Below are 16,884 nucleotides of genomic sequence, written 5' to 3'. Positions count from 1 at the left end.
TAGATCCTTTTTGCAGTCAGTCACGCATATTCACCGATTGTGACGGACAAAAAAAGCCCCCACGCTTGCCACTGCATGGCGGCGCTGCCCCCCGAGGGGGCGGTTTTGTCTTGGGGGCGGCCCGGCGACAAAATAAAGCCCCCACGCTTGCCACTGCGTGACGGCGCTGCCCCCGAGGGGGCGGTTTTGTCTTGGGGGCGGCCCGGCGACAAAATAAAGCCCCCACGCTTGCCACTGCGTAGCAGCGCCTTGATCCGCGAGGCGCTCTCCTCGTGACGCGGCTGGCCATAAAAAAAGCCCCGCTTTCGCGGGGCTTTTCCGGGTACGACTGGAACAGGCGAATTACATGCCCATGCCCATGCCGCCCATACCACCCATGCCGCCCATATCGGGCATGGCAGGCTTCTCTTCCGGCAGCTCGCCGACCATGCAGTCGGTGGTGAGCATCAGGCTGGCAACCGAAGCGGCGTTCTGCAGCGCAGTACGCTCGACCTTGGTCGGGTCCAGCACGCCCATCTCGACCATGTCGCCGTACTCGCCAGTGGCCGCGTTGTAGCCGAAGTTGCCCGTACCTTCGAGCACCTTGTTGACCACCACGGACGGCTCGTCACCGGCGTTGGCCACGATCTGGCGCAGCGGCTCTTCGATGGCGCGCAGCACGATCTTGATACCGGCGTCCTGATCGGCGTTGTCGCCTTTCAGTTCGCTGATGGTGGCACGAGCACGCAGCAGCGAAACGCCGCCGCCCGGAACGATGCCCTCTTCCACTGCAGCGCGGGTGGCGTGCAGGGCGTCTTCGACGCGAGCCTTCTTCTCTTTCATCTCGACTTCGGTGGCAGCACCGACCTTGATGACGGCAACACCGCCAGCCAGCTTGGCAACGCGCTCTTGCAGCTTCTCGCGGTCGTAGTCGGAGGTGGCTTCCTCGATCTGGGCACGGATGGTCTTGACGCGCGCTTCGATGGCCGAGCCGTCACCGGCGCCGTCGATGATCGTGGTGTTTTCCTTGCCGACTTCGATGCGGGCAGCCTGGCCCAGATCGTCCAGCGTGGCTTTCTCGAGCGTCAGGCCGACTTCTTCGGCGATGACCTGGCCACCGGTCAGGATGGCGATGTCTTCCAGCATGGCCTTGCGACGGTCACCGAAGCCCGGAGCCTTGACGGCCACGACTTTCAGGATGCCGCGGATGGTGTTGACCACCAGGGTCGCCAGCGCTTCGCCTTCGACATCTTCAGCGATGATCAGCAGCGGACGGCCGGCCTTGGCCACTTGCTCCAGCACCGGCAGCAGGTCGCGGATGTTGCTGATCTTCTTGTCGAACAGCAGCACGAACGGGTTTTCCAGAATGGCGATCTGGCGTTCCGGGTTGTTGATGAAGTACGGCGACAGATAGCCGCGGTCGAACTGCATGCCTTCGACGACGTCGAGTTCGTTGTTGAGCGACTTGCCGTCTTCAACGGTGATCACGCCTTCCTTGCCGACCTTCTCCATGGCGTCGGCGATGATCTTGCCGATGTCGGTATCGGAGTTGGCGGAGATGGAACCCACCTGAGCGATTTCCTTGGCGGTCGAGCACGGCTTGGACAGGTTGGCCAGCGAATCGGTGATGGCGACCACGGCCTTGTCGATGCCGCGCTTGAGGTCCATCGGATTCATGCCGGCGGCAACGTACTTCATGCCTTCGCGCACGATGGCCTGAGCCAGCACGGTGGCGGTGGTGGTGCCGTCACCGGCGATGTCGGAAGTCTTGGAAGCGACTTCCTTGACCATCTGGGCGCCCATGTTCTCGAACTTGTCTTTCAGCTCGATTTCCTTGGCGACGGACACGCCGTCCTTGGTGACGGTCGGGGCGCCGAAGCTGCGCTCGAGCACGACGTTGCGGCCTTTCGGGCCGAGGGTGACCTTGACGGCGTTGGCGAGGATATTGACGCCGGCGACCATGCGATCGCGCGCGGAATCACCGAATTTGACTTCTTTAGCTGCCATGTTGAATTAACTCCTTGAATTCGTTTGAGTAACAGAACGCGAGAGAGGCTCAGCCCTCGACCACGCCCATGATGTCTTCCTCGCGCATGACGAGCAGCTCGTCACCATCGACCTTCACGGTCTGACCGGCGTACTTGCCGAACAGCACCTTGTCGCCAGCCTTCACGGCCATGGCGCGCACGCTGCCGTCGTCCAGGATCTTGCCGTTGCCAACTGCAACGACTTCGCCCTGATCGGGCTTTTCACCGGCGGAATCGGGAATCACGATGCCGCTGGCGGTCTTGCGCTCGGCTTCGAGGCGCTTGACGATCACACGGTCATGCAAGGGACGGATTTTCATCGTTTTACTCCTGTACGGGTTCAAGCCACACGGGCCACATGGCCCGCATTGAAATCAGAATGCCGGATGTCCGGCCGCGAGGGCCTGTTAGCACTCACCCCCGGCGAGTGCTAATAATAGGGACGCGATATTGCCTTTTCAAGAGGCGACATCGAATGAATTCGCAAAACCGCAGGACACGCGGCGCAATCGCGGAAGAGGCACGCCCCGCGCACGTGGCGAGCGGGGCGCGACAAAAGCGCTCTCAGGCCTCGGCAGACAAGGACCAGAGCGTGTCGAACAACTGCCGCTGCATCGAAGCGAATTCCTCGCTTTCGATGATCAGGCCGTAGTTCTCTCGCCGTGAGGAAATCAGGCAAACGCGGTGGTCATAGATGATGGTGGTCATCGCCAGAATCATCGACTCGGGCGCGAAACGCAGTTCGCGCAACTCTTCTTCGCTGGTGGGCCAGATCGGCTCAATGTCTTTCTGGCGGGAGCGCACGACACGCAGACGAACACCCTTGGCTGCACGCGCGGCGATGAAGCGGTTCATCTCAGCCAGCCCGGGCACCTCGCTCAATTCGTCCATCGAGAGAATGCCGCGCAGCACCTTGGGCTCGTCCGTCACGGTCAGCGTGTCCCACAAGGCGGTGCGGATGCCCTCCACTCCCTCGTAATACCGCATGCGCGGCTTGCCCTTGAGCAGGTTGTACATGGAGCGCAACTCAGGCATCAGCTCGCCCAGCATCTGGCGCCGCCCTTCGAGCCGCTCCAGCAGCACGCCAGGGTCTTCCGCCACGACGATGCGCTTGCCGTTGCGCGTCTCCAACACGACCAGGCCCTCTTGTTCCAGGCGCGACAAGGCATCGTAGGCGGTGGTGCGCACCAACCCGGCGCGTGCGGCGATGTCGGCAATCGGCGCCTCGCCAAGCTCGATGGCTGCGGCATAGAGTTTGAATAGCGTTCCGGTGATCCCGATCTTTGCCAGCTTGCCTTCCAGACTCATTCCCCTCTCCGCTTGCATCTCACGCCAATCGGCTGCACGAACGCGACCGTACCGAACTCGGGTACGCCTGTCGATAAACATTCGACATGCAGTCGAAAATTTTCGTCGAAAATGCCCGACAACATAAGCCAATAAACTCACTATTTTGGTGCATCGCAACAGATTTACGCACCAACATCAAACACAATTACGTGAATATAAAGGGATTATTATTAGAACCTTGAAAAAATTCATTGACGACAGATTCCGACAGATCAATACTAAAACCGTGTCGAAACTGATCGACAAACTCTCACGAATGGCGTGGCGATTGCCGCACAGAACCAGGAGCAGCACATGCACGTAAACGTCTCAGTGATTCAGGCCGGATCGATTCCGTTCGACATCGAAGGCAGCCTGGGCAAGGCCGAGCGACTGATTGCCGATGCGGCCAAGGCAGGCAGCCAGCTGATCGTGTTCCCCGAGGCCTACCTCGCCGCTTACCCCAAAGGCCAGAACTACGGCGTCAGCATCGGCGTGCGCACTCCGGCCGGACGCGAGGAGTTTCGCCGCTACTTCGACAGCGCGATTGCGGTACCTGGCCCCGAGACCGAACGTCTCGGTCAGGCCGCCGCAGCCGCCAACGCGCACGTGGTGATGGGCGTAATCGAACGGGACGGCGGCACGCTGTACTGCACCGTGCTGTTCTTCGCCCCCGACGGCGCGCTGCTGGGCAAGCATCGCAAGCTCATGCCGACCGCCGGCGAGCGCCTGGTGTGGGGCTTCGGCGACGGCTCCACGCTGCCGGTGTTCGACACCGAAATCGGCAACCTCGGCGCGGTGATCTGCTGGGAGAACTACATGCCGATGCTGCGCATGGCGATGTACGGCAAGAAAATCGAGCTGTACTGCGCGCCCACCGCCGACGACCGCGAAACCTGGTTGCCGACGATGCGGCACGTAGCCCTCGAAGGCCGCTGCTTCGTGCTGACCAGCTGTCAGGTGCTGCGCAAGGGTGACTTCCCGGAAGGCTACGAAAGCGCCATCGAAGGCGCGCCCGACACCATCGTGATGCGCGGTGGCAGCGCCATCATCGACCCGCTCGGCCGCGTGTTGGCCGGCCCGCTGTTCGACGAAGAGGGCGTACTCACGGCGACACTGGACCTGGATGAGATTCCGCGCGCACGCTTCGACTTCGACGCCGCCGGACACTATGCCCGCCCCGACGTCTTCCGGCTGCACGTCAATGAGAACCCGCGTCCGGCCGTCGTCTTCGACTCCGGGCCCCGCGGCCGGGCGGACTGACTCCCTGCCCTCCGCAGCGGTTCACGAGACCGCACGCGGAACGAGCCCGCTCCACTTCAGGGAGAACCCCATGGAACGCACCCTACGCCATGTCGTCACCGCACTCGACATCGTCAGCGGCAGCCTGTTCGCACTGGCCATCGGCCTGAACTTTGCCAATGTGGTCGGCCGCTACGCCTTCCACACCCCGATCTTCTGGGCCGAGGAGATCACTACGCTGCTGGTGGTATGGGCGGTGTGCCTGCTGTCTTTCCGGCTGACCTATCGCGGCGAGCATCTGGTGACCGAGGTCACCCCGCTGTTCCTTCCGCCGCGCGCGGTGTGGGTGCTGCGCATCATCGCAACGTCGCTATGCACGGGCGCTGCTGTGTTCCTGGGCTTTTACGCGTACAAGATCGTCGAAATGCTGAGCCGGTTGTCGCAGGTGACGATTGCCGCCGAGATACCCAAGGCCTTTGCCAACGGCGCCATTCTGGCGGCCTTCATGCTCGCTGCGCTGGGCGGGGTGTGTCGCATCGTCCGGCTGTGCCGCGAATGCCCCTCACGCAACGAGAGCCCCACACCGCTGTCAGCCAACGTCATTTCGGCTGAAGGGGGTGTGAAATGAGTATTGCCCTCGCCCTCGCCACGCTGCCGCCGATCCTGCTGTTGGCGGGCATACCGATCTACATGGTGTTGCTGATCTCGGCCAGCGCGGCGATTCTCGGCTTCATGACGGTGCCGCCGCTGATGATCCCGCAGATCATGTTCGGCAGTCTCGACAAGTTCGCGCTGCTGTCGGTGCCGTTCTTCATCTTTGCCGGCGAGATCATGGCGCGCGGCGGGGTGTCGCGCCGCATCGTCAACTGCGCGCTGTCGATGTTCGGCGGCGTCAAGGCCGCACGCCCGCTCACGACAATCGCCGCCAGCGAGTTCTTCGGCGCGGTGTCCGGCTCCAGCCCCGCCACCGTGGCGGCCATGGGCAAGCTCATGTACCCCAGCCTGCGCGAAGGTGGCTACAGCGAGAAGTTCTCGCTCGGCCTGATCACTTCGTCCGGCGGGATTGCCAGCGTGATGCCGCCGAGCATCCTGATGATTCTTTACGCTGCATCGTCCGAGCAGTCGGTCATCGAGCTGTTCGCAGCCGGCGTCCTGCCCGCGCTACTGCTGGGCCTCGCAACGGTGTTCTACATCCTGTGGCACACCCGCTCGGTCGAGGCTCCGCTCGAGCCGCGCCGCAAGCTGATCGAGATCGCCGCCCTGGTGCTGGCTGCACTGCCCGCACTCGGCACCCCGGTGCTGATTCTCGGCGGCATCTACGCCGGGATCTTCTCGCCCACCGAGTCGGCCGGCATGGCCGGCATCTACGGCTTGCTGGTAGCGCGCTTCGTGTATCGCGAAGTGAGCTGGAAGGACGTTTGGGACGCGGTCATCAGCTCCACACGGCTCACCGCCCAGATTCTCATCGTGGTGGCCGCCTCGGGCGTGTTCTCCTGGGTGCTGACCACCAGCGGCATTCCGCAAGCACTGGTGCACAGCGTTGGCGTGCTGTCGGAAAACCCGTGGGTCATTCTGCTGGCGATCAATATCTTCCTGCTGATCGTCGGCTGCCTGGTCGACCCGGTGTCGGCCATCATCCTGCTCACACCCATGCTGGTGCCACTGGCGCAGCACCTGGGCATCGATCTGATCCACTTCGGCGTGATCATGGCGGTGAACCTCAGCATCGGCATGTTCACTCCGCCTTTCGGCCTGAACATCTTCACCTCGCATGCCCTGTTCGGCGCGCCGATCTCGACGATCTCCTCCGGTCTGGTGCCGTTCATCGCGCTGCAGATCGCCACGCTGCTCCTCATCACCTTCGTTCCATGGCTGTCCCTCGTCGGCGCGGGCCTGATCCGCTGATCCATGCTCACGCCCTCACCTCTCACCCCAAGGAGAACTGCAATGCACGCATCGTCCGCTTCGACCCCGCTGCACTCACGCTTCACCCGATGGGCCCGCGGCACCGGTCTGGCTGCACTCACCATCGGGCTCTTCGCGCTGCAACCCGTACATGCCGCCGACTTCACGATGAAACTCGCCACCGCCACGGTGAATGACGTGCAGACCGAAGCCATCAAGCGCTTTGCCGCACGCATCGAACAGCGCAGCAACGGTCGCATCAAGACCGAGCTGTACCCCGCCGCGCAGCTCGGCTCCAACGCCCGCATGATCGAAGGCCTGCAGTTCGGAACGATCGAGTTCTACACCGGGCCGGCGGTGTATCTGGTGGGGGTGGACCCGCGCTATCAAGTGATGGACATGCCGGGCGTATTCACCGACGCACGCCACGCCCAGCGCACCTTCAGCGACCCGGCCTTCCGCAAGGCCTTTCTCGGCATCGGGGAGTCCAAGGGCCTCGTCGGGCTGGGCACCTACATTTACGGCAATACCGCCTTCGCCACCCGCTTCCCGGGCAGCAAGGTCAGCGACTTCTCGGGCAAGAAGCTGCGCGTGCTCGCCTCGCGCATCGAGCGCAAGGGCGTCGAGCTGATGGGCGGCACGGCCGTGCCCGTCGATTTCAGCGAACTCGTCACGGCACTGCAACAAGGCACCATCGACGGCCTCAAGAGCTCACCGCCCGCCTTCACCTCACTCAAGCTCATCAACACGGTCAAGTACGTCACCGCCACCGAAGACGGCGTAATGGGCGAGGTCATGCTGGTCAGCAAGGCTTGGTGGGATCGTCTGCCTGCCGACCTGCAGACCATGCTGCGCGAGGAAGCCGTGGCGCTCGAACCGGAGCTCTACGACTTCGTGCTCGAAGATCAGGCCAAAGCCTACAAGTTGTGGGAAGAGCAAGGCGGCACGGTGTACCGCCTGCCGGAAGACGAGCGCAGCGCGCTGCTCGCCAAGATGCGCGAAGGTGCGACCGAGATCCTGCGCGAGAACAAAGGCACTGCTGCCATGCTGGACGTGATGCTTGAAGCGGCCGAACGGGTGAAGTGACCCACGACGCTGCGGCGGCGCCCGCCGCCGCAGCGAGGAGATTCCATGCAGTTCGATTTTGAACACTTGCCGGCGCTGAGCCGCTACAACCTCTTGTCGTCGCTGGTGGTACCGCGCCCCATCGCCTGGGTGACGACACGCTCGGACAACGGCGCCATCAACCTCGCGCCGTACAGCTTCTTCAACGTCATGGGGCATGAGCCACCGCTGGTTGCGTTGGGCATTCTCGCCTCACCCAGCAAAGGCTTGAAAGACACGTTGCGCAATATCGAGGCGCAGCGCGAATTTGCCGTGAGCCTCGTCACCGAGCCACTGCTGCCAGGCATGAACCTCAGCGCTGGCGATCTACCCTACGGCGTGAGCGAGGCCGAGTTGGCCGAAGTCACCCTGACTCCGGGCCGGCTGATCGACGTGCCGCACGTGCTCAGCAGCAATGCCGCGCTGGAGTGCCGCCTGCTGCAGAGCCTGGCGGTGTCCGAGCGCCAACGTGTGGTGCTGGGGGAGGTGGTGTGCGTGCATGTCGCCGATGAGTTGGTGCTCGACGCCGCACAAGGCTTCGTCAACGTCGCACGCCACGCGCCGGTTGCGCGCATGGGCGGCTCCGCCATGTACTGCCGCTCGACCGACCGCTTCGAACTCGAGCGCCCCGACGACGCCCGCGTGCGCTGAGGCACTTCAGAACGCGATGGCTACCGAGAAGTGCAGGCGCACTTTCTTGTCGTCCTGCCCATAGGCCACATCGAGTGCAATCGGGCCTGCCGGGCTGCGCCAACGGCCACCCACGCCGAAGCCGAGCTTGGCGTCGTAATCCTGCCAGGAGTCCGCCGCGTCACCGACGTCGATGAAGGTGGCGACACCCAGCTGCGGGCGGAACCAGTTGATGTATTCGACGCTGCCCGTAGCCAGATAGCGTCCGCCCAGCGTCGCGGAGCCCTCCTTCACGCCAAGGCTCTCGTAAGCGTAACCACGCACCGATTGCGAGCCGCCGGTGCGGAACAGATAGTCGAGCGGAATGCCGTCACGACTGCTCGCCAGGGTCGAGCCAAGCTCCCCGCGCAGGATGACTGTGTCGCCGTCGCGCACCGGTATGTAGCTGGCGAAGCGGCCATACAAGCGCAGGAAATCCTGATCCGACAGCACCGACTTCGAGCCCCCGCCGATTTCGGCACGCAATACGTAGCCTTCACGCGGGTCGAGCACATCATTCACGCGGCGACGCGTCCACGAGACGCTGGGCGTCAGTGCCGCGTTGCGCGTTTCATCACCGCCGTCGGGCCGCAAACGCTCACGCTGATAGCGCAGCGAAACCGCGGTCTCGTCATCTCCGCGCAACCACGTGCGTACGGCGCCGATGGCATAGCGCGTGGTTTTCAGGTTTTCGATATCGCTGGCTTCGGCCATGGTGCCGAAACTGTCACGCACGTTATCGCGCGTGGGAGGCAGAAAGACGTCAGCGAACACGCTCTGGCGCTTTTGCTCCAGGCGCAGACCGGATTCCAGTTCCCAGCCTCGCCCCATGAAATTCACGTTGCGCCAACCCACTTCGGCGCGCGCGCCGGTGTTGGTCGAGAAGCCTGCACCGAAAGCGAGGCGGCGCGACTCTGCCTCGGACACCTGCACGCGCACCGGCACCGCGTCGGCCAGCGCCGGATCGCGCGGAATATCCACGCCCACCGACGCGAACTGCGGCAGGTTCTGCAAAGTGCTTTGCAGCGTCAGCAGGCGCTCCTGGTCGAAGCGCTCGCCCTCTTCCAGCGTGTAATACCGCTCAACGAAATCCGGCGGCAGCAATTCGAGGCCGGTGACGTTGAGCTGGCCGATGCGGAACGGCGGCCCGGAATCGACGGTGACTGCCAATCGCACGGCAGAGGCATCGACGTCGACCTCGGCACGACTGGCGACGATGCGTGCAGTGGCATAGTCGCGTGTAGAAACGTCGTAGAGCAGAGATTGCTTGGCGCCATCCCAGTCGGACTGGCGGAAGAACTGGCCGGGCTTGAGCGCCCAGCCCGATCGCAAGGCCTCGCGCCGCGGCTCACTGCCGTCGTGCGATGCCAGGTGCCCTTCGAATGCAATGTCGACCCCGGCAATGGCGGCGCGCGGCCCCGGCTCGACGATGATGCGCCAGCGCTCGGCCGCCTCGCGTTCGAAATTGATCACTGGCGAAAAATAGCCTTCGGTGGCGAGCAAGGATTCGATGTCGCGTCGCGAGCGACGAATCAGCGCAATGCGATCCGCAATGCGCTCGGGGATTGCCTGCTCGACTCGCAGCAAACGTACGTGACGCTCGAGCAAGGGCCGCACGGCATCCGGCGCTTCCAGCGCGACCGAAAGCTGCCCCTCCTGCGCAGACACCGGCGCTGCATAACAGATCAGCGCCGCCGCCAGGATCCGAGCTGCCCGCATCAGCCCGCGCTGTAATACTCGACGACACGCTTTACTTCAGCGGTCGAGCCAAGCACTACCGGAATTCGTTGGTGCAACTTGGTGGGCTGGACTTCCATGATGCGCTCACGCCCGGTGCTGGCCGCACCGCCCGCCTGCTCGATGAGCATGGCCATCGGGTTGGCCTCGTACATCAGGCGCAGACGGCCGCCCTGAGCACGGCATTTCTCGTCCAACGGATACATGAAGACACCGCCACGGGTGAGGATGCGATGTACGTCGGCTACCATCGCCGCCACCCAGCGCATGTTGAAGTCGCGCCCGCGCGGCCCCGCCTTGCCCTGCTGCAGTTCATCGATGTAGCGCTTTACCGGCGCTTCCCAATGGCGCGCATTGGAAGCGTTGATGGCGTATTCGGACGTCTCGTGCGGCACCGTCATGAACGGATGGGTGTAGATGAAGCTGCCCATCTCGCGGTCCAGCGTGAAGCCGTGCACGCCGTTACCGATGGTCAGCACGAACATGGTAGAAGGGCCGTACAGGCCGTAGCCCGCAGCAACCTGCTCGGTGCCCGGCTGCATGAAGGCGGCCTCGCTCGGCTCGCCTTCGGACGGCGGATTCTTCAGAACCGAAAAAATCGTGCCGACAGAGATATTGACGTCGATGTTCGACGAACCATCGAGCGGATCGAACAACAGCAGAAAGCCGCCCTTGGGGTAATCGAAGGGGATCTGATGCACCTCTTCGACTTCCTCCGACGCCATCGCCGCAAGGTGGCCGCCCCATTCGTTGGCCTGCAGCAGGATGTCGTTGGCCAGCACGTCGAGCTTCTTCTGGGCTTCGCCCTGCACGTTGTCGCTGCCGGCGTTGCCGAGCACGCCGGCCAGCGCGCCCTTGGAAATGCTCACGCTGATGGCCTTGACGGCGCGCGCCACGACTTCGATCAACAAACGCAGGTCAGCATTGATGCGGCCTGCCCGCTGCTGTTCGATGAGGTGCTGGGTAAGGGTGACGCGTGCCATGTGAGGCTCCATGCAGGTCCGGCCAAGCCGGGAACGGAATGAAAGGATAGAATTATCCTGATTGCGGCTCGCCCCGACCAGCATCAAGTCGAAACAAACACTCAGGGCCGTTCACTTCCCTCCAGATTCCTTATGCACGTAATGGTTCTCGGTGCAGGCGTTACCGGCGTCACAACCGCCTGGTATCTGCTGCAAGCCGGCTTCGAAGTCAGTGTGGTTGAGCGCCAGCCCGGCCCGGCGCTGGAGACCAGTTTCGCCAACGGTGGGCAGATCTCCGTCAGCCATCCTGAACCGTGGTCAAGCCCCGCCGCGCCGATGATCGCGCTGCGGTCGATCGGGCGCGCAGAAGCACCGCTGCGGCTGCGCATCGGCCTGGAGCCGGCTCGCTGGGCCTGGCTGTTGCGCTTCCTGCACGAATGCTCACCCGCCCGCCACCTGCGCAACGCAGATGCAATCGCCAGCCTCGCGGTGCATAGCGCCGATTGCCTGCGCCAGCTGCGCGCCGACACAGGGCTGCAGTACGAAGAGCGCACGCGCGGCATCCTGCATCTGCTCTACAACGAGCGCGAGCACGAGCACGCCGAGGCACGCATGGCGCTGCTGGAACGGCACGGCATTCCCTGCGAACTGCGCACCCCGCAAGAATGCGCCGTCATCGACCCCGCCCTCGCCCACATCGCTCCGCAATTGGCCGGCGGCTTGTACGCCCCGAACGACGAATCCGGCAATGCACGCCTGTTCACTGCTCGGCTGGCAGAGCTTGCCGCTCGCGCTGGAGCCCGCTTTCACTTCGAGACTGAAATCACCGCCCTGGAGCTGAATGCAGGCCGCCTGCGCGCGGCGCAAGTACGTACCGCGGACGGCACCGATCGCCTCAGCGCCGACGCCTTCGTGTTGTGCCTGGGCAGCCACGGCGCGCGACTGCTGGCGCCGCACGGCGAGCATCTGCCGATCTATCCGGTCAAAGGCTATTCGGTGAGCGTGCCGGTGGTGGATGAGGCACTCGCACCCACCATCAGCCTCACTGACGAATCGCGCCGCCTGGTGGCATCGCGGCTCGGCGAAAACCTGCGCGTCGCCGGCACCGCCGAAATCTGCGGCTACGATGCCTCACCCAACCCCGCGCGCACTCGCCCCCTGCTACGCTGGATCGACGAACTCTTTCCGGGCGCCTGCGACACCTCTCGCGCCGAAATGTGGGCCGGACTGCGCCCTTGCACACCGTCTTACGTGCCGATCATCGGGCGTTCGAAAGTCGACGGCCTGTGGCTCAACACCGGTCATGGCTCGCTGGGCTGGACACTGGCCTGCGGCTCGGCACAACTCCTCAGCACCTTGATCTCCGGGCGCACCAGCAATGTGCCGGACTTCCCGCTGCACGCCTTTTAAGCCCGCTTATCCGCTTTGCAATCGGTTGCATAGCTTATCTACTGCCACAAATGCGTCAGGACTAGAATCCATCACCCATAGCCTGAGGGGATTCATCATGAACGCATTCTCCCTACGCGCACTGCTGGCGGCTGTCGGCGCAGTTCTGGTTGGCAGCGCACCGATCATCGTTTCGGCCGCGCCGCCGGCGCACGCTCCCGCACACGGCTGGCGCGCCAAAAACGCCCCCTCCTACGCCGGGTACACCGGACATCGCTGGGAACGCGACTACGGCATCCTGGATGGGCGATGTGACCGCAGCAGCGTCGCTGCAGTGCTGGGTGGCGTATTGGGCGGCGCGGTGGGAAGTCAGGTTGGTGATGGCAGTGGCCGCGTCATCGCGATTCTTGCGGGCACGGTCATCGGATCGCTGATCGGCGCAGAAATTGGCGGCCGCATCGATCGTGCCGACGAGGCCTGCATCGCCCACAGTCTCGAGCTCGGACGACAGGGCCAGTCAGTGCGCTGGAACGGAAACGGCGGTTTGAATTACGCCCTCACACCGCTCGGTACCTATTCGGGCCGACCGGAGTGCCGTGAATTCTCACTGAACGTGGACGGAGCAGCGCGCAACTCGAAGCGGGGCCATGGCTGCCGCCGTGGAGACGGAAGCTGGACCTTGCACGGGCTGTGAGCACACTTACTTGACGACCTTGAGATGGCCACCGCGCCCGCCGCGAGGTGGCGGCTCGTCATCGGGCGGCGACGTATCCGACTCCGGTGCTGCTTGCAGGTCGGCCAGCTCTTCGCCCGCGATTTCCTCTTCACCCGCATCCGGGTTCAGTTCGAAGGCAACGCCCTGCGTAAAGGCAAGACCACGACCGGTTTCACGGGCGTAAATCGCCAGCACGTTGGCGTATGGCACCCACAAGTCATGCGCCACACCGCCAAAGCGCGCCTGGAAGCCGATTCCCTCTTCAGAGAACGACAGGCCGTTGGTGGCATCCGGATCAAGATTGAGCACGATCTGGCCTTCGCGCGCATAGCCTTGCGGCACCAGCACATCACCATCGACGCGCGCGACGACATACGGCGTCATCGCATTGTCGAGGCACCACTCGTGAATGGCGCGGACCAGATAAGGGTGGGGAGAAGCAGAGAAAGGATTCATAGCTTTTCAATGCACGAGCGGCCTCGCCGCTCGTGCATCGCAGCGCTCAGCGGCGCATTACCTTTTCGGACGGCGTCAGAGCGTCGATGAAGCCCTGGCGGCTGAAGATGCGTTCGGCGTATTTCATGATGCCGGCCGCAGTCTTCGGCAGTTCGATGTTGTAGTGCTCCAGACGCCACAGCAGCGGTGAAATCGCCACGTCCAGCATCGAGAACTCGTCGCCCAGCATGAACTTCTGCTTGGTGAACACCGGAGCGAACTGCACAAGTTGATCTCGCACGGCGGCTCGGCTTTTCTCGGCCGCCTTCTGGCCTTTCTCGAGCTGCTCGATATGTACGAAGAGCTCTTGCTCGAAGCTGTGCAGCAACTGACGAGCACGAGCACGCAGGATGGGGTCGGGCGGCATCAACTGCGGATGCGGAAAACGCTCATCGATGTACTCGTTGATGATGTTGGCGTCGTACAGCACCAGATCACGGTCGACCAGCACCGGAACACGGTTGTACGGGTTGATCACGGCAATGTCTTCGGGTTTGTTGTAGAGATCGACGTCGATTACCTCGAAGTCCATCCCCTTCTCGAAGAGCACGATCCGGCAACGGTGACTGAAGGGATCGGTCGTTCCGGAGTAAAGGGTCATCATGAGATTGCAACTCCCGGTTCGGAAAACAAAGCGCACCACGCGTTCACCGCGTGGTGCGTCTCATCAGGCCGGCATGGCCGCAACAGCGGCCCGCCGCTCCGTCAGTGAATGTCTTTCCAGTAGTTTTTCTTGAGTGCGTAAGCGAGCACAGAGAACGCCGCGAAGAAGATCAGCACGAACACGCCGATCGACTTGCGCTTCTCGGCACCCGGCTCGCCCATCCATACCAGGAAGGACACAAGGTCGGCCACGGCCTTGTCATACTCTTCCGTCGTCATCAGGCCCGGCTTCACCAGCTTCAGCTCGGTTTTGCCGTCGACATGCTCGGCCACCTGCTCACCCTGCAGCTGCCACAGCACGTGCGGCATGCCAACGTTCGAGAAGATCACGTTGTTCCAGCCGGTGGGACGCTCCGGATCACGGTAGAACTGACGCAGGTAGGTGTAGAGCCAGTCTGCACCGGAGCCATCACCCGAGTTGCGCTGACGCGCAATCAGCGTCAGGTCCGGCGGCGGGGCACCAAACCAGCCACGGGCTTCAGCCGGGCGCATCGCGATGGTCATCAGGTCACCGACGCGTTCGCCGGTGAACATCAGGTTGTCGCGAATCTGATCTTCGTCCAGACCGAGTTCGGTCAGCTTGTTGTAACGCACGAAGCTGGCCGAGTGACAGTTCAGACAGTAATTCACGAACATCTTGGCGCCGTGCTGCAGGGCCGCCGGATCCGTGCTCACCGGAGCACGGTCAAGCTCGACCGACACTGCCGCACCGAACGCCAGCGTGGGCGCGAGGATCGCGGCCAAAGCCAGCCGCTTCAGGGTCTTGATCATTCGGATACTCATTTGAAGGTCACCCGTTCCGGTTCCGGTTTGCACTTGTCGATCTTGGTGTACCACGGCATCAACAGGAAGAACGCGAAGTACAGCACCGAGCAGATCTGCGCGACCGGAGCGCCCGGGATGACACCGAAGAATGCGTACTCGGGCGGCTTGACGCCGAGGAAGCCGAGGATCACGAAGCAGATCACGAACAGCACCAGCGCGGTCTTGTAGATCGGGCCACGGTAACGGATCGACTTCGCCGGGCTACGGTCGAGCCACGGCAGGAAAGCGAGGATGACCACTGCCGCCCCCATTGCAACCACGCCGAGGAACTTGGCATCCAGGCCGAACAGCGAGAAGGTGACCGCACGCAGGATCGAGTAATACGGGGTGAAGTACCACACCGGCGCGATGTGCGGCGGCGTCTTCAGCGGATCGGACGGAATGAAGTTGTTGTACTCGAGGAAGTAACCACCACCTTCCGGATAGAAGAACAGCACCGCCGAGAAGAAGAACAGGAACACGCCCACGCCCACTACATCCTTCACGGAGTAGTACGGGTGGAACGGGATGCCGTCGAGCGGGATGCCGTTTGCGTCCTTGTGCTTCTTGATCTCGACGCCGTCCGGGTTGTTCGAGCCGACTTCGTGCAGCGCAATGATGTGCGCAGCCACCAGACCGATCAGCACCAGCGGCACGGCAATGACGTGCAATGCGAAGAAGCGGTTCAGCGTCGCATCGCCGATGACGAAGTCACCACGCAGGACGATGGTCAGGTCCGGGCCGATGACCGGGATCGCCGAGAACAGGTTGATGATCACCTGCGCGCCCCAGAACGACATCTGGCCCCACGGCAGCAGATAGCCCATGAAGGCTTCGGCCATCAGGCACAGGAAGATCAGCACGCCGAAGATCCACAGCAGTTCGCGCGGCTTGCGGTACGAGCCATACAGCATGGCGCGGAACATGTGCAGATACACCACCACGAAGAACGCCGAGGCGCCGGTGGAGTGCATGTAGCGGATCAGCCAGCCGCCCGGCACTTCGCGCATGATGTATTCGACACTGGCGAAGGCGATGGGGATGCCAGCCGCATTGAGCGAAGCATCGGGTTTGTAATGCATGACCAGGAAGATGCCGGTCACGATCTGGATCACCAGCACGAGCAGCGCAAGCGAACCGAAGAAATACCAGAAGTTGAAGTTCTTCGGCGCGTAGTACTCGGAGAGATGGGCCTTGTAGTTCGACGTCAGCGGAAAGCGCTCGTCGATCCAGTTCAGCAGAGCCTGGGGTTTGGTCGTCATCGCTTAGGCCTCGTCTTCGCCCACGAGGATCGTGGTATCGGAAACATACATGTGCGGCGGAACCTCGAGGTTGTCCGGCGCAGGCATGCCGCTATAGACACGACCGGCGAGATCGAACATCGAACCGTGGCACGGGCACAGGAAGCCACCAGCCCATTCAGCGCCCAGACCGCTCTCGGCGCCCATGCGGAAACGCGAAGACGGGGAACAGCCGAGGTGAGTACAGATACCGATGGTAACGAGGTACTCTTCCTTGATCGAGCGATACTTGTTCTGCGCATAGGCAGGCTGCATCTCTCGCTGGGATTCCGGGTCGCTCACACGGCTGTCGGTCTGGTCGAGCGATGCGAGCATCTCGGGCGTGCGGCGCAGGATCCACACCGGCTTGCCTCGCCACTCAACGGTCATCATTTCGCCCGGAGCCAGCTGGCTGATGTCGGCCTCGACCGGGGCACCCGCTGCCTTGGCTCGATCCGACGGCGTCAGACTCGCGACGAAGGGCACTGCCACTGCAGCAGCGCCGGCTCCTCCGACCACCGACGTCGCAACCAGCAGGTTGCGGCGACTATTGTCGATCTTTTGTTCCACGCTCATGGCCTCTT

Annotated in this window: 17 protein-coding genes; 7 read left to right on the top strand and 10 right to left on the bottom strand. The window is 63.0% G+C overall.

The window, feature by feature from the left end; genetic code table 11:
- Nucleotides 1-342: 342 nt before the first annotated feature.
- The 3 genes from groL to AC6H0W_RS06090 form a co-directional block, all read right to left on the bottom strand.
- Complete coding sequence (groL, locus tag AC6H0W_RS06100; protein ID WP_497576268.1) at nucleotides 343-1,986, bottom strand: chaperonin GroEL; 1,644 nt, start codon at nucleotides 1,984-1,986, stop codon at nucleotides 343-345.
- 49 nt (nucleotides 1,987-2,035) lie between these two features.
- Entirely contained in the window at nucleotides 2,036-2,326 is a 291-nt protein-coding gene (gene groES, locus AC6H0W_RS06095) for a co-chaperone GroES (protein ID WP_497576267.1), read from the bottom strand.
- A 244-nt stretch (nucleotides 2,327-2,570) separates the two neighbouring features.
- Complete coding sequence (locus AC6H0W_RS06090; RefSeq protein ID WP_497576266.1) at nucleotides 2,571-3,314, bottom strand: TrmB family transcriptional regulator; 744 nt, start codon at nucleotides 3,312-3,314, stop codon at nucleotides 2,571-2,573.
- A gap of 336 nt (nucleotides 3,315-3,650) precedes the next feature.
- On the opposite strand from AC6H0W_RS06090, the gene AC6H0W_RS06085 reads away from it, so the two are divergent.
- The 5 genes from AC6H0W_RS06085 (at nucleotide 3,651) to AC6H0W_RS06065 (ending at nucleotide 8,237) form a co-directional block, all read left to right on the top strand.
- Nucleotides 3,651-4,598, top strand: coding sequence for a nitrilase-related carbon-nitrogen hydrolase (locus AC6H0W_RS06085; RefSeq protein ID WP_497576265.1), 948 nt, complete (start codon nucleotides 3,651-3,653; stop codon nucleotides 4,596-4,598).
- Between the two features lie 70 nt (nucleotides 4,599-4,668).
- Nucleotides 4,669-5,205, top strand: coding sequence for a TRAP transporter small permease (locus AC6H0W_RS06080; RefSeq protein WP_497576264.1), 537 nt, complete (start codon nucleotides 4,669-4,671; stop codon nucleotides 5,203-5,205).
- Complete coding sequence (locus tag AC6H0W_RS06075; RefSeq protein ID WP_497576263.1) at nucleotides 5,202-6,482, top strand: TRAP transporter large permease; 1,281 nt, start codon at nucleotides 5,202-5,204, stop codon at nucleotides 6,480-6,482. The genes AC6H0W_RS06080 and AC6H0W_RS06075 overlap by 4 nt, the downstream gene beginning before the upstream one ends.
- Before the next feature lie 42 nt (nucleotides 6,483-6,524).
- Nucleotides 6,525-7,568, top strand: coding sequence for a TRAP transporter substrate-binding protein (locus AC6H0W_RS06070; RefSeq protein ID WP_497576262.1), 1,044 nt, complete (start codon nucleotides 6,525-6,527; stop codon nucleotides 7,566-7,568).
- A 45-nt stretch (nucleotides 7,569-7,613) separates the two neighbouring features.
- Nucleotides 7,614-8,237, top strand: coding sequence for a flavin reductase family protein (locus AC6H0W_RS06065; RefSeq protein WP_497576261.1), 624 nt, complete (start codon nucleotides 7,614-7,616; stop codon nucleotides 8,235-8,237).
- Between the two features lie 6 nt (nucleotides 8,238-8,243).
- Here AC6H0W_RS06065 and AC6H0W_RS06060 read toward each other — a convergent pair whose 3' ends face one another.
- Both AC6H0W_RS06060 and AC6H0W_RS06055 read right to left on the bottom strand, forming a co-directional pair.
- Complete coding sequence (locus AC6H0W_RS06060) at nucleotides 8,244-9,974, bottom strand: autotransporter assembly complex protein TamA (RefSeq protein WP_497576260.1); 1,731 nt, start codon at nucleotides 9,972-9,974, stop codon at nucleotides 8,244-8,246.
- The gene (locus tag AC6H0W_RS06055; RefSeq protein ID WP_497576259.1) at nucleotides 9,974-10,975 is read right to left on the bottom strand and encodes a class 1 fructose-bisphosphatase; all 1,002 of its coding nucleotides are present in this window, start codon (nucleotides 10,973-10,975) and stop codon (nucleotides 9,974-9,976) included. Before AC6H0W_RS06055 ends, AC6H0W_RS06060 begins: the two co-directional genes overlap by 1 nt.
- A gap of 132 nt (nucleotides 10,976-11,107) precedes the next feature.
- Between AC6H0W_RS06055 and AC6H0W_RS06050 the strand changes: the two genes are divergently transcribed.
- Nucleotides 11,108-12,364 (top strand): D-amino acid dehydrogenase, encoded by a 1,257-nt coding sequence (locus tag AC6H0W_RS06050; protein ID WP_497576258.1) that lies wholly within the window; start codon nucleotides 11,108-11,110, stop codon nucleotides 12,362-12,364.
- A gap of 97 nt (nucleotides 12,365-12,461) precedes the next feature.
- Nucleotides 12,462-13,037, top strand: coding sequence for a glycine zipper 2TM domain-containing protein (locus AC6H0W_RS06045; RefSeq protein WP_497576257.1), 576 nt, complete (start codon nucleotides 12,462-12,464; stop codon nucleotides 13,035-13,037).
- A gap of 6 nt (nucleotides 13,038-13,043) precedes the next feature.
- Here the strand turns inward: AC6H0W_RS06045 and AC6H0W_RS06040 are convergent, their stop codons facing one another.
- From AC6H0W_RS06040 to petA, 5 genes are all read right to left on the bottom strand, one after another.
- On the bottom strand, nucleotides 13,044-13,514 hold the full coding sequence (locus AC6H0W_RS06040; RefSeq protein ID WP_497576256.1) for a ClpXP protease specificity-enhancing factor: 471 nt from the start codon (nucleotides 13,512-13,514) through the stop codon (nucleotides 13,044-13,046).
- A 46-nt stretch (nucleotides 13,515-13,560) separates the two neighbouring features.
- The gene (locus AC6H0W_RS06035) at nucleotides 13,561-14,157 is read right to left on the bottom strand and encodes a glutathione S-transferase N-terminal domain-containing protein (RefSeq protein ID WP_497576255.1); all 597 of its coding nucleotides are present in this window, start codon (nucleotides 14,155-14,157) and stop codon (nucleotides 13,561-13,563) included.
- A 101-nt stretch (nucleotides 14,158-14,258) separates the two neighbouring features.
- On the bottom strand, nucleotides 14,259-14,999 hold the full coding sequence (locus AC6H0W_RS06030) for a cytochrome c1 (RefSeq protein ID WP_497576254.1): 741 nt from the start codon (nucleotides 14,997-14,999) through the stop codon (nucleotides 14,259-14,261).
- The gene (locus tag AC6H0W_RS06025) at nucleotides 14,996-16,282 is read right to left on the bottom strand and encodes a cytochrome b (protein ID WP_497576253.1); all 1,287 of its coding nucleotides are present in this window, start codon (nucleotides 16,280-16,282) and stop codon (nucleotides 14,996-14,998) included. Before AC6H0W_RS06025 ends, AC6H0W_RS06030 begins: the two co-directional genes overlap by 4 nt.
- A gap of 3 nt (nucleotides 16,283-16,285) precedes the next feature.
- Entirely contained in the window at nucleotides 16,286-16,876 is a 591-nt protein-coding gene (gene petA, locus AC6H0W_RS06020; protein ID WP_497576252.1) for a ubiquinol-cytochrome c reductase iron-sulfur subunit, read from the bottom strand.
- Nucleotides 16,877-16,884 lie beyond the last annotated feature (8 nt).

Source organism: Pseudazoarcus sp. NS20, assembly GCF_059703745.1.
This window is presented reverse-complemented; position numbering and strand designations above follow the sequence as displayed.

Excerpts from the sequence above, each read along its gene's own strand:
- groL (WP_497576268.1), bottom strand. The coding sequence starts at position 1,986 with ATGGCAGCTAAAGAAGTCAAATTCGGTGATTCCGCGCGCGATCGCATG.
- groES (WP_497576267.1), bottom strand. The coding sequence starts at position 2,326 with ATGAAAATCCGTCCCTTGCATGACCGTGTGATCGTCAAGCGCCTCGAA.
- AC6H0W_RS06090 (WP_497576266.1), bottom strand. The coding sequence starts at position 3,314 with ATGAGTCTGGAAGGCAAGCTGGCAAAGATCGGGATCACCGGAACGCTA.
- AC6H0W_RS06085 (WP_497576265.1), top strand. The coding sequence starts at position 3,651 with ATGCACGTAAACGTCTCAGTGATTCAGGCCGGATCGATTCCGTTCGAC.
- AC6H0W_RS06080 (WP_497576264.1), top strand. The coding sequence starts at position 4,669 with ATGGAACGCACCCTACGCCATGTCGTCACCGCACTCGACATCGTCAGC.
- AC6H0W_RS06075 (WP_497576263.1), top strand. The coding sequence starts at position 5,202 with ATGAGTATTGCCCTCGCCCTCGCCACGCTGCCGCCGATCCTGCTGTTG.
- AC6H0W_RS06070 (WP_497576262.1), top strand. The coding sequence starts at position 6,525 with ATGCACGCATCGTCCGCTTCGACCCCGCTGCACTCACGCTTCACCCGA.
- AC6H0W_RS06065 (WP_497576261.1), top strand. The coding sequence starts at position 7,614 with ATGCAGTTCGATTTTGAACACTTGCCGGCGCTGAGCCGCTACAACCTC.
- AC6H0W_RS06060 (WP_497576260.1), bottom strand. The coding sequence starts at position 9,974 with ATGCGGGCAGCTCGGATCCTGGCGGCGGCGCTGATCTGTTATGCAGCG.
- AC6H0W_RS06055 (WP_497576259.1), bottom strand. The coding sequence starts at position 10,975 with ATGGCACGCGTCACCCTTACCCAGCACCTCATCGAACAGCAGCGGGCA.
- AC6H0W_RS06050 (WP_497576258.1), top strand. The coding sequence starts at position 11,108 with ATGCACGTAATGGTTCTCGGTGCAGGCGTTACCGGCGTCACAACCGCC.
- AC6H0W_RS06045 (WP_497576257.1), top strand. The coding sequence starts at position 12,462 with ATGAACGCATTCTCCCTACGCGCACTGCTGGCGGCTGTCGGCGCAGTT.
- AC6H0W_RS06040 (WP_497576256.1), bottom strand. The coding sequence starts at position 13,514 with ATGAATCCTTTCTCTGCTTCTCCCCACCCTTATCTGGTCCGCGCCATT.
- AC6H0W_RS06035 (WP_497576255.1), bottom strand. The coding sequence starts at position 14,157 with ATGATGACCCTTTACTCCGGAACGACCGATCCCTTCAGTCACCGTTGC.
- AC6H0W_RS06030 (WP_497576254.1), bottom strand. The coding sequence starts at position 14,999 with ATGAGTATCCGAATGATCAAGACCCTGAAGCGGCTGGCTTTGGCCGCG.
- AC6H0W_RS06025 (WP_497576253.1), bottom strand. The coding sequence starts at position 16,282 with ATGACGACCAAACCCCAGGCTCTGCTGAACTGGATCGACGAGCGCTTT.
- petA (WP_497576252.1), bottom strand. The coding sequence starts at position 16,876 with ATGAGCGTGGAACAAAAGATCGACAATAGTCGCCGCAACCTGCTGGTT.